The sequence below is a fragment of the Brevundimonas sp. genome (assembly GCF_031082345.1).
Classification (GTDB): domain Bacteria; phylum Pseudomonadota; class Alphaproteobacteria; order Caulobacterales; family Caulobacteraceae; genus Brevundimonas.
Genome location: NZ_JAVHLH010000076.1, coordinates 1 through 10,736 on the forward strand (window position 1 = coordinate 1; position 10,736 = coordinate 10,736).

Consider the following 10,736-nt stretch of genomic DNA (forward strand, 5'->3'; position numbering starts at 1 on the left):
GGTCGGACCGCGCACGCCCTCGCCGCTGGGCGCGGGCGTGGCCGGCCAGGCGGGCTGTCGCGCCGGGGGCGGCCCATCGGCGTAGATCGGATAGCGCGGCTCGGACGGATAGCTCGCGCAGGCCGCCGTCAGGCTCATCGCCCCCAGCACCGCCAGCGCCTTCAGTCCCGCCCTGATCCCGACCATTCGCCCGCTCCTCAAACTCGAATCCGCCCCGCCGGACCAGACCCCGCAAACCGCGCCAAAGTTGGGCGGGAAGGTTAACGGGGCGTTGCCCGCGCCTCGCCCCGCGCCCGCTTACCCTTCCTTCGCCGTCCCCTCGACCAGCGGCACGAACCGCACCTCGGCCAGGCTCTCGCGCCGGAACGAGCCGTCCTCGAGGCTGACGTAGCGATGCAGCCGCTGCACCGAGCTGCGCCCCACCGGACACACCAGGATGCCGCCGGGCTTAAGCTGGTGCAGCAGTTCCGTCGGCTCGCCCGGCGCCGCCGCCGTGACCATGATCCGGTCGAACGGGGCCTGCTCGGGCCAACCCAGCCCGCCGTCGCCGTGCCGGGTGATGACATTGTCGATCTTCAGTTCCTTCAGCCGTCGCTCGGCCTCGGTCAGCAGGCTGCGATAGCGCTCCACCGAATAGACATAGCGCGCCAGCCGGCTCAGCACCGCCGCCTGATAGCCGCTGCCCGTGCCGATCTCCAGCACCCGGTGGCGCGGCTGCACGTCCAGCGCCTGGGTCATCAGGCCGACGATATAGGGCTGGGAAATGGTCTGGGCGCAGTCGATCGGCAGGGCCTGATCCTCCCACGCCTGATCGAGGAATTTCTCGTGCACGAACACCGCCCGGTCGATCGACTCCATCGCCGCCAGCACCCTGGGGTCGGTCACCCCCTGCTGGCGCAGACCGAGGATCAGACGTCCGGCGCGATCGTCGTTCAGCTTCATTCCGCCGCCACCGTCTTCGGCGGCGCCCCGCCCAGAAAGCCCTTCAGGTCGTGCACGCTCGGCATGTGGGTCAGGTCGATGTGCAGCGGCGTGACCGAGATCTTGCCCTCGTCCATGGCCCGCAGGTCGGTCCCGACCGGATGGTCCTGCCGGGTCCCGCGGAAGCTCATCCAGTAATAGTCCCGCCCCCTCAGGTCGGTGCGTTTGACCGCATGCATCTCGCCGAGATCGCGGAAGCCCTGCCGCGTCACCTCGATCTCGGTCACCTCGGCCGGCGGACGGTTGGGGAAGTTCAGGTTCATCACCACCCCGGCCTGCCACGGCTGCGCCAGCAGCCGGCTGATGATCGCCGGCGCATAGGCCTCCGCCGTGTCCCAGTGGGCCACCACGTCATCGTGGAACCGCTCCAGCGACTGGCTCAGGGCGATCGAGCGGATGCCGAAGGCCATGCCCTGCAGCGCCCCCGCCACCGTCCCGGAGTAGGAGCAGTCCTCGCCGACATTGTGCCCCCGGTTGACCCCCGACAGCACCAGATCGGGCCGCGCCGGCATCAGGTCGTTGACGGCCAGCACAACGCAGTCGGTCGGCGTCCCGGTCACCGCGAACCGCTTCTCACCCAGCGTATTGACCCGCAGCGGCTCGGTCAGGGTGATGCCCCGCCCCTTGCCCGACTGCTCGACCTGCGGCGCGCACACCCAGATGTCGTCCGACAGGGTCCGGGCGATCCGCTCCAGGCATTCCAGGCCCTCGGCCTCGACGCCGTCGTCATTGGTCAGAAGGATTCGCATGGGGCCTGACTAAAGCCTGCGCCGATGGCGCGCACCCGAAAAATCGGCGCTTGCCCCTCGGAAGCAACTTGTCATCCCGGACAGCGCGGAGCGCTGATCCGGGACGGACCGGCCCGTCGTCGTCCAGTCCCGGGCGGCCCGGAGGGCTGAACCGGGACCCGGGTCGGTTCAACGTTGGCCCCGGACGAGCTGCGCTCTCCGGGGCGACGACGAAAGCGGGACCACGCGTCCCGGCTCTCCGCTTCGCTTCGGCCGACAAGGAGTCCGGGCCTACCGCAGCACCTCGACCCGGTCGGCGAGGATCACCACGTCCTTGCGGCAGCCGTTGCTGATGTTCGAACCCTGCCAGTCGTGGGTCTGGGCCTGGTTGCGCTCGGCCCAGGCCAGGGTCCGGCCGGTGAACCGCACCTGCGAGCCCGAGATGTCGCCCGACGCCCGCTGCGCATTTCGCGGCAGGGCCCCCGAGACGCAGGCGCGCGAACCGGGATTGCGCAGGTCGCGCTGCTCGCCGAACAGCTGGAACTCCTCGCCCGTCACCCGCACCCAGCCGGTGAACTCGCTCGCCGAGGCGTCGAACCCGGCGGGCGGCGGCGCAGTGTTGGTTGCGCTGGTGGCGCAGGCCGCGAGGGTCAGGGCGGCGGCGGTGAGGGCGACAAGGGTCTTCATGGGCTCAGGCTCCGACATGGGTGACGCCGCCCATATAGGGCAGCAGCGCGGAGGGAACGGCGATGCGCCCATCCGGCTCCTGATAGTTCTCCATGATCGCGACAAGCGTGCGACCGACCGCCAGGCCCGAGCCGTTCAGCGTGTGCACGAACTCGGTCTTCTTCTCCCCGGCCCGTTTGAACCGCGCATCCATGCGCCGGGCCTGGAAGTCCCCGCAGTTGGAGCAGGAGCTGATCTCGCGATACGTCCCCTGCGACGGCAGCCATACCTCCAGATCGAAGGTCTTCTTCGCCGAAAAGCCCATGTCGCCCTTGCACAGCAGCATCCGCCGATACGGCAGCTCCAGCTTCTCCAGCACCGCCTCGGCGCAGCGCACCATCCGCTCGTGCTCGGCCTCGGAGTCCTCCGGCCGGCTGATCGAGACCAGCTCGACCTTGTGGAACTGGTGCTGCCGGATCAGCCCGCGCGTATCCCGTCCCGCCGACCCCGCCTCGGCCCGGAAACACGGCGTCAGCGCCGTCAGCCGCATCGGCTCGGCCAGCTGCTCCTCCGGCAGGATCTGCTCGCGCACGAGATTGGTCAGGGAGACTTCGGCCGTGGGGATGAGCCAGCGCCGGCGCTCGCTCTCCTTCCAAGCTTGGGCCTCGGCCCACCCTTCAACATCGAATGCTGCGGCCTTCGCAGCATCTTCTGCTGACATATCTGCGATAAGCGCGCGGATGCCTTCCAGACGCCAAGCAAGCTTCGCATCAAAATCGGCGGTGTCGTAATAGACCCCGCGGAACAAATCCTCCTCGAACTTCGGCAACTGCCCGGTCCCGAACATCGCCTCGTCGCGGACCAGATACGGCGGATTGACCTCCAGATAGCCGTGCTCGGCCGTCTGCACGTCCAGCATGAACTGGCCGATGGCCCGTTCCAGCCGCGCCAGCCCGCCCTTCAGCACCGCGAACCGCGCGCCGCTCATCCGCGCCGCCGCCTCGAAGTCCAGCAACCCCAGCGCCTCGCCCAGATCGGCGTGATCCTTGGCCGGCCCGTCCCTGCGCGGCTCGCCCCACGGCTGCCCTACCAGCACGTTTCCCGCCTCGTCCTCGCCGTCCGGCACGTCGTCCGCCGCCAGGTTCTTCTGCGCCGCCAGCAACTCGCGCAGCTCTTTCCCGGTCTCCGCCTCGACGCTTTCGGCCGCCGCGATCTCGCCCTTCAGGCTCTCGACCTCGCCCTTCAGCCGCTCGGCCTCGGCCATATCCTTCTTCGCCATCGCCGCGCCAATCAGCTTCGACGCCGCATTGCGCTTCGCCAGCGCCTCCTGCCCGGTCGTCTGGGCGGTGCGAAGTTCGCGGTCCAGGCCGAGGATGCGGTCCACCAGTTCGCGGGCTTCCGCCTCCGGCATTCCGCGCGACGACCACCCGCTGACGAAGGCGGCGGGATTGTCACGGATGGCGCGGATGTCGTGCATGGTCGGTCTCGGTTCGGGGAGCGCCTGCTCTAACCCCCGCCGCGGATTCCGCCAACCCGCGTCTCCTCCCCGTTCGCGCTTGCGAATGGGGAGGGGGACCGCGAAGCGGTGGAGGGGCTGGTGGCGGAGTTGCGGTCGTGCGGCTTAACCGCCCCTCCGTCTCGCCGGCTATCGCCGTCGATCCACCTCCCCATCGCTACGCGACAGGGAGGAGACGGGATCACCCCCGCCCGTGCCGCACGAACACCCGCGTCTGCCCGGACCGCAGCACCAGCAGCGTATCGAACGGCGCCTTCCTCCCGTCCGGCGTCTCCATCCCCGGCGACCCCAGCGGCATCCCGGGCGCCGCCAGGCCGATCGCCGCGGGCCGCTCGGCCAGCAGCCGCACCACGTCCGCAGCCGGCACATGGCCCTCGATCGCATAGCCGTCGATCACCCCGGTGTGGCATGACGCCAGCGCATCGGGCAGGCCACGGGCCCGGCGAACCGTCCCCGGATCGGCCACCACATGCACCGCCACCGTGAAGCCGGCCTGCCGCATGTGCGCTGCCCAGCCTTCGCAGCAGCCGCAGGTCGGCGACTTGTACACCGCCAGCGCCCGGCTCCCCCGCGTCTGCGCCCGCGCGCTCCCGCCGAAGCCCAGGGCGGCGGCGGAGGCGATGAGAAACCGGCGGCTGAGGGTCGGCATGGTCGTTCCCCTTGCGAGTAATCCGTGATCCTACGGGCGGTTTGAACGTCGGACCATCCCGTGCGCCTGCGACCTGGCGTCCACCGAAGACGTTTGCTGCGCTGCAAATCCGCGTCCAGTCCTCACACTTTCAACGGCCAACCCGCTGTTTTCGCTGCGGACGTCCGCTTCGCCAGCGTCATGAACGCGCCGCAGGAAGCCGGCGCCGTAGACTGCCGACCGGATCTTTGACAACCGAATCCCCGCCGCGCCGCGACAGACGCCCCGGTCGATCCGAACGGTTCGGACGGTCCGGACGGTCCGGACGGTTCGGACGGTGTTTTTCGATTTTTACCCGGGTAAAACCTGCCCGCCCCTAGATCAGCCCCGCCATCGGCGAGCTGGCGCTGGCGTACATCCGCCGCGGCATCCGCCCGGCCAGATAGGCCTCCCGCCCCGCGATCACCGCATGCTTCATGGCGCTGGCCATCAGGATCGGATCCTTCGCCCCGGCGATGGCTGTGTTCATCAGCACCGCGTCGCAGCCCAGTTCCATGGCGATGGTGGCGTCCGAGGCGGTGCCCACCCCCGCGTCGACCAGCACCGGCACGCCCGCCTGCTCGACGATCAGCCGGATGTTGACCCGGTTCTGGATGCCCAGTCCCGAGCCGATCGGCGCCGCCGCCGGCATGATGGCCGCAGCCCCGGCCGCCTCCAGCCGCTTCGCCATCACCACGTCGTCGGTGCAATAGACCATGACGTCGAAGCCGTCCTTGACCAGCAGGTCCAGCGCCCTGAGCGTCTCGACCATGTCCGGATACAGGTGCGCCGTGTCCGACAGCACCTCCAGCTTGACCAGGTTCCAGCCCCCGGCCTCGCGCGCCAGCCGCAGCGTCCGCACCGCGTCCTCGCCGGTGAAACAGCCGGCGGTGTTGGGCAGGAAGGTGAACCGGTCGGGCTTCACATGATCGACCAGCATCGGCTGCGACGGATCGCTCAGATTGACCCGGCGCAGGGCCACGGTGACGATCTCCGCCCCCGCCGCCTCGGCCGCCGCCGCGTTCTGGGCGTAGTCGGCGTATTTGCCGGTGCCGACGATCAGCCGGCTGTTGAACGTCCGTCCGGCGACGGTCCAGGTGTCTGTGGGCGTGGTCATGGCGGCGTCTTAGCCCCCGCCGACGAACTGCACCAGTTCGACCCGGTCCCCCTCGGCCAGCGCCGTCGTCGCATGCAGCGACCGCGGCACGATCTCCAGATTGCGCTCCACGGCCACCTTCCTCACGTCCAGCCCCAACTCCTCGACTAGGGCCAGAACCGTCGTCGCCGAAACCACCCGCGGTTCGCCATTGACCTGAATGCGCATGACGCTACGTCAATCTCTTGCGGCGGACGGTTTGATTACCGCCACGCCTCAGCTAAAAGGCCGCTCCGATTCCGCGCGGCCGGATGTCATAATCTCGAGCGAATGCCCGAAACCCCCGTCCTCTACGTCCTGAACGGCCCGAACCTCAACCTGCTTGGGGTGCGCGAGCCCGACATCTATGGCCGCGAGACCCTGGCCGACGTCCAGGCCCTGTGCGAGGCCGCCGCCGCTTCCGCGACCGTGGTCTTCCGCCAGACCAACCACGAGGGCGAACTGATCGACTGGGTCCAGGAGGCCCGCGAGAAGGCCTCCGCCCTGGTCCTCAACCCCGCCGGCTACGGCCACACCTCGGTGGCCCTGCTGGACGCCCTGAAGACCCTGACGATCCCGATCGTCGAATGTCACCTGTCCAACCCGGCGGCGCGCGAGCGCTTCCGCCACCGCTCCTATGTTTCGCCGGTCGCGGCCGGCGTGGTTTCGGGCTTCGGCCCGTTCAGCTACGAACTGGCCGTCAAGGCCGCTCTCCGGCTGGCGCAGGAACACCGCGCCGCCGCCGACCGTTCGGTTTAGAAGGTAATACGAGGCACCCATGGCCGATCCCAAGACGTCCGCGCCCAAGCTCAAGAACGACGAAATCGACACCGCCCTGGTGCGCGGCCTCGCCGACATCCTGAACGACACCGACCTGACCGAGATCGAGGTCGAGCGCGGCGATCTGAAGATCCGCGTCGCCCGCGAGGTCACCGTGGCCGCGCCGATGCAATACGCTCCGGCGCCCGCCGTCCATGCGCCTGCGCCCGCGCCGTCGGCCGCCGCTCCCGCCTCCATGCCGTCCGATCCCGCCACCATCGTCGCCAAACAGGGCGAAGAGGTGAAGTCGCCGATGGTCGGCACCGCCTATCTGCAGGCCTCGCCGGAAGCCCCCCCGTTCATCGCCCCGGGCGACAAGGTCAAGAAGGGCCAGACCCTGCTGATCGTCGAGGCCATGAAGACCATGAACCCGATCCAGGCCCCCCGCGACGGCGTCGTCGTCGAGGTGCTGGTCGGCGACGCCCAGCCGGTCGAGTTCGGCGAAGCCCTCGTCCTGCTTGAGGCCTGATCCGGTGTTCACCAAGGTCCTCATCGCCAACCGCGGCGAAATCGCCCTGCGAATTCACCGCGCCTGCAAGGAGATGGGCATCTCCACCGTCGCCGTGCACTCCGAAGCCGACCGCGGCGCCATGTGGGTGCGGCTGGCCGACGAAAGCGTCTGCATCGGCCCCGCCCCGGCGGCCAAGAGCTACCTCAACATCCCGTCGATCATCGCGGCGGCCGAGATCACCGGCGCCCAGGCCATCCACCCCGGCTACGGCTTCCTGTCCGAGAACGCCCGCTTCGCCGAGATCGTCGAAGCCCACGGCATGACCTTCATCGGGCCCAAGCCCGAGCACATCCGGGTCATGGGCGACAAGATCACCGCCAAACAGACGGTGCTCGAGGCCGGCATCCCCTGCGTCCCCGGCTCGGCCGGCGAGGTCGAGACCGTCGAGGCGGCCATCGCGGCCTCGAAGACCATCGGCTTCCCCCTGATCGTCAAGGCCGCCGCGGGCGGCGGCGGACGCGGCATGAAGGTGGCCCTGACCGCCGACGACCTGGTCGAGGCCGTCCAGACCGCCCAGTCGGAAGCCCTCGCCGCCTTCGGCAACGGCGCCGTCTATATGGAGCGCTATCTCCAGAAGCCGCGCCATATCGAGCTCCAGGTCATCGCCGACAGCCACGGCAATGTCGTCCACCTCGGCGAACGCGACTGCTCGCTGCAGCGGCGCCACCAGAAGGTGCTGGAAGAAGCCCCCTCTCCCGCCCTGTCGGCGAAAGAGCGCACCGCCATCGGCGAGACGGTCAACAAGGCCATCGCCGCCATCGGCTACCTTGGCGTCGGCACCATCGAATTTCTCTGGGAAGACGGGGAGTTCTTCTTCATCGAGATGAACACCCGGCTGCAGGTCGAGCATCCGGTGACGGAGATGATCACCGGCGTCGATCTGGTGCGCGAGCAGATCCGCATCGCCGCCGGCCTGCCGCTGTCCTTCACCCAGGCCGATGTGAAATTCACCGGCCACTCGATCGAATGCCGGATCAACGCCGAGAACGCCGAGACCTTCACCCCCTCGCCCGGCACCATCACCGACTTCCACGCCCCCGGCGGCTTGGGCGTGCGGCTGGATAGCGCCATCTACGCCGGCTATTCGATCCCGCCCTATTACGACAGCCTGATCGGCAAGCTGATCGTGCACGGCCGCGACCGCGAGGAGTGCATCGCCCGCCTCAAGCGCAGCCTGAACGAGATGGTCATCGGCGGCATCGACACCACCATCCCCCTGTTCCAGAAGCTGCTGGCCGAGCCCGACATCCTGTCCGGCGACTACGACATCCATTGGCTGGAGAACTGGGCCAAACGCCAGAAGGGCGACGCCTGACGCGGTGGAAGAGCCCGGCTTCAGCGCCAGCGGCCCCTTCGGCGGTTTCGGCCCCGACGAACTGCTGAACTGCTACGTCAACGGCGTCTTCCCGATGGGCGAGGGGCGCGACGACCCGCGGATTTTCCTGGTCGAGCCCGAGCGCCGCGGCGTCATCCCGCTGGACGGCTTTCGCATCCCCAGCCGGCTCAGGCGGACGGTCCGGAACGAACCCTTCGAGGTCCGGGTCGACACCGCCTTCACGGCGGTGCTGGACGCCTGCGCCGCGCCCGGGCCGGGCCGGGAGGACAGCTGGATCAACAATCCCATCCGCCGCCTCTACGTCGAGCTGATGGGCCGCGGTCACGTCCATTCGATCGAGTGCTGGCGCGACGAACGCCTCGTCGGCGGCCTCTACGGCGTCACCCTGGGCGGCGCCTTCTTCGGCGAGAGCATGTTCAGCCGCGAGCGCGACGCCTCCAAGGTGGCGCTGGTCCACCTGGTCGCCCGGCTGAAGCGCGGCGGCTGGCGGCTGCTGGACGCCCAGTTCCTGACCGCCCACCTGACCCAGTTCGGGGCCGTGGAAATGCCGCAGGCGGCCTATCTGAGAGTGCTCAAGGCCGTCCGGCCGCTGCAGCCTGACACGCGCGCGCTGTTCGAGCCGATGAGCGGCGCGGACGCCGTCGCCTACGCCTTACAGCCGACCACCCAGGCGTCGTAGATCGGGTGCTGGAGGCCGTTGACGGCCGGCGCCGAGGCGAACATCCAGCCGCGGAAGATCTGGCGCGGGTCCGCCGGCTGCAGAACCCCCCGCGGTTGAATGCTGACCTCCAGATAGGCGATCGAATCCTCGACCAATTCATCCGGGGCGGAGACCTCGCAGGCCCGTGCGGTGAAGATCAGCGTCTTCTGGAATCGCACCGGCCGGCCGCCGACCTCGACTTCGAACCGCATCCGTTCAGCGGTGATCTTGTCGACAGCCTCGACGATCGCGACCCGCCGACGCTGGCGCCGTCCGGGCGGCGGCGGCGGTTCGGTCGGGGCCTCGACGCGCGCTTCGGCCTCTTCCTCGGCCTCAGCTTCGTCCTCTTCCGCGGCCGGCGCCTCGGCCACGACGATCACCGGAGCCGGCGGCGTGATGGCGACCGGCCGGGTGGGCGCGGGCTCGGCCTCCGGCGCAGGCTCTTGCGGCACGGGCCGCGGGGGGTCCGGGAGCGGGATCGGGATTGGCGCCGGCGTCGGCTGCCGATTCAGATCCGCAGTCGGACTCGGCGCCGGCTGGGCGTCCTGCGGCACGTCGTTCAGCGCGGACGCGACGACCGCGCCCGACGCCAGCAGCGCCAGCGCCGTCACGCCTGCGAGCATCGCGTGCTTGCGCTTCATTCGGGACGCCAGGACTCATAGTCGCCGGTGGCGGCGGGGCGATGGCCGTCGGCTGCCAGCGATCCCTGCGGTCGCCAGGCCATGGGCGTTCCGGTCAGGTTCGGCAGGTGATCCTTCTCCCAAGCACGACGCGGCAGCGGTTGCTCGGTGGGCGGCTCGTCGAAGGTGTAGTGCAGCCATCCGTGCCACTCCGGCGGCACCTTCGAAGCGTCGGCATAGCCATTGTAGACCACCCAGCGCCGGCGGCGGCCGTCATAGCTGGTGTTGTCACGGGACAGGTAATAGCGATTGCCGAACTCGTCCGAGCCGACCAGGTCGCCGCGTTTGGCGATGGTGAACAGGGTGCCGAGGGTCGCGCCGCTGGTCCAGCCGAAGATCTTGCCTAGCACGTCGGAATTCCACTCATTCGGGTCGCGCGGGGGAGGCTGGCGACATCGGCCGATCATAGAAAGCCGGAGGCGCTGCGTCCAGCGCGCCGGGATAGCCGCCGATCTCAACATCTTGGGGGTAACCCGCCTCTCGTACGCCAGATTTATTGCGAAAGCCGTGAGGAGGGTTAGACTCGGCCCAGCCCTGTCGAGACCGCTCATGCGACCGCCGTTCCGTTTCGCCCTGCTGGCCGCCCTCGCCCGCCGTTCTGCGCGCGAGATCGAGCGAGCCGACCGACTCACGCGGGCTCAAGCCCCTGACAGCTGGCCCGACGCCCAGGTCGAGGCCTGGCTGGACTGGGCCGAGGCCGAAGGATTCGTCGCGCAGGGCGACGATCCGCTCGCCGAGGCGGCCGCGGCATTTGCACGGAGGCTGGGACTCAAGGGCGATGCGGGCGGCGAACTGGCGGCCGGTCTGTTGCTGGGCGTCGCCACCCCTGCCGTCGCCTGCTCCGTCATGCCGGGCTGGCTGGATCTCGCCGATCCCGCCGCCGGCAGGCGGCTCGCCGCCGAAATGGGTCGCCGCCGGGCCGGCCGGCTGGCGTCGAGCGCCGTCGTAGCCGCCGCCGCCTCGCTTCAGACGGTCGCGGACGCGGTCAGCCGCTGCG

13 protein-coding genes and 2 pseudogenes are annotated in these 10,736 nt (G+C 69.4%); 5 read left to right on the forward strand and 10 right to left on the reverse strand.

What is annotated here, in order from left to right; all coding sequences use genetic code 11:
• From RDU12_RS06865 to thiS, 8 genes and pseudogenes are all read right to left on the reverse strand, one after another.
• Positions 1–186 (reverse strand): annotated as a pseudogene (locus RDU12_RS06865) (hypothetical protein); the annotation flags it as partial.
• A gap of 111 nt (positions 187–297) precedes the next feature.
• Positions 298–942 (reverse strand): protein-L-isoaspartate(D-aspartate) O-methyltransferase, encoded by a 645-nt coding sequence (locus tag RDU12_RS06870; RefSeq protein ID WP_300290580.1) that lies wholly within the window; start codon positions 940–942, stop codon positions 298–300.
• A complete protein-coding gene (surE, locus tag RDU12_RS06875) occupies positions 939–1,730 on the reverse strand; it encodes a 5'/3'-nucleotidase SurE (protein WP_300290578.1) in 792 nt (263 codons plus the stop codon). Before surE ends, RDU12_RS06870 begins: the two co-directional genes overlap by 4 nt.
• 270 nt (positions 1,731–2,000) lie before the next feature.
• Entirely contained in the window at positions 2,001–2,396 is a 396-nt protein-coding gene (locus RDU12_RS06880) for a hypothetical protein (protein WP_300290576.1), read from the reverse strand.
• Between the two features lie 4 nt (positions 2,397–2,400).
• Positions 2,401–3,852 carry a serine--tRNA ligase gene (gene serS / locus RDU12_RS06885; protein WP_300290574.1) on the reverse strand — a complete coding sequence of 484 codons (1,452 nt, stop codon included), beginning with the start codon at positions 3,850–3,852 and terminating at the stop codon, positions 2,401–2,403.
• Between the two features lie 220 nt (positions 3,853–4,072).
• On the reverse strand, positions 4,073–4,540 hold the full coding sequence (locus tag RDU12_RS06890; protein ID WP_300290571.1) for a DUF411 domain-containing protein: 468 nt from the start codon (positions 4,538–4,540) through the stop codon (positions 4,073–4,075).
• A 355-nt stretch (positions 4,541–4,895) separates the two neighbouring features.
• A complete protein-coding gene (locus RDU12_RS06895; RefSeq protein WP_300290569.1) occupies positions 4,896–5,675 on the reverse strand; it encodes a thiazole synthase in 780 nt (259 codons plus the stop codon).
• Positions 5,676–5,684: 9 nt separating this feature from the next.
• Positions 5,685–5,882 carry a sulfur carrier protein ThiS gene (thiS, locus tag RDU12_RS06900; RefSeq protein ID WP_300290567.1) on the reverse strand — a complete coding sequence of 66 codons (198 nt, stop codon included), beginning with the start codon at positions 5,880–5,882 and terminating at the stop codon, positions 5,685–5,687.
• 102 nt (positions 5,883–5,984) lie between these two features.
• Between thiS and aroQ the strand changes: the two genes are divergently transcribed.
• The 4 genes from aroQ to aat are packed head-to-tail and all read left to right on the forward strand — an operon-like array spanning position 5,985 to position 9,038.
• The gene (gene aroQ, locus RDU12_RS06905; protein ID WP_300290565.1) at positions 5,985–6,452 is read left to right on the forward strand and encodes a type II 3-dehydroquinate dehydratase; all 468 of its coding nucleotides are present in this window, start codon (positions 5,985–5,987) and stop codon (positions 6,450–6,452) included.
• A 19-nt stretch (positions 6,453–6,471) separates the two neighbouring features.
• Entirely contained in the window at positions 6,472–6,981 is a 510-nt protein-coding gene (accB, locus tag RDU12_RS06910) for an acetyl-CoA carboxylase biotin carboxyl carrier protein (protein WP_308684332.1), read from the forward strand.
• Between the two features lie 4 nt (positions 6,982–6,985).
• Complete coding sequence (accC, locus tag RDU12_RS06915) at positions 6,986–8,338, forward strand: acetyl-CoA carboxylase biotin carboxylase subunit (protein WP_300292770.1); 1,353 nt, start codon at positions 6,986–6,988, stop codon at positions 8,336–8,338.
• A 4-nt stretch (positions 8,339–8,342) separates the two neighbouring features.
• The gene (gene aat / locus RDU12_RS06920; protein WP_300292772.1) at positions 8,343–9,038 is read left to right on the forward strand and encodes a leucyl/phenylalanyl-tRNA--protein transferase; all 696 of its coding nucleotides are present in this window, start codon (positions 8,343–8,345) and stop codon (positions 9,036–9,038) included.
• Here the strand turns inward: aat and RDU12_RS06925 are convergent.
• Positions 9,005–9,700 (reverse strand): DUF2155 domain-containing protein, encoded by a 696-nt coding sequence (locus RDU12_RS06925; RefSeq protein WP_308684333.1) that lies wholly within the window; start codon positions 9,698–9,700, stop codon positions 9,005–9,007. The two genes, aat and RDU12_RS06925, sit on opposite strands and share 34 nt — an antisense overlap.
• Complete coding sequence (locus RDU12_RS06930) at positions 9,697–10,089, reverse strand: NADH:ubiquinone oxidoreductase subunit NDUFA12 (RefSeq protein WP_308684334.1); 393 nt, start codon at positions 10,087–10,089, stop codon at positions 9,697–9,699. Before RDU12_RS06930 ends, RDU12_RS06925 begins: the two co-directional genes overlap by 4 nt.
• Positions 10,090–10,288: 199 nt before the next feature.
• On the opposite strand from RDU12_RS06930, the pseudogene RDU12_RS06935 reads away from it, so the two are divergent.
• A pseudogene (locus tag RDU12_RS06935) lies at positions 10,289–10,736 on the forward strand (hypothetical protein); the annotation flags it as partial.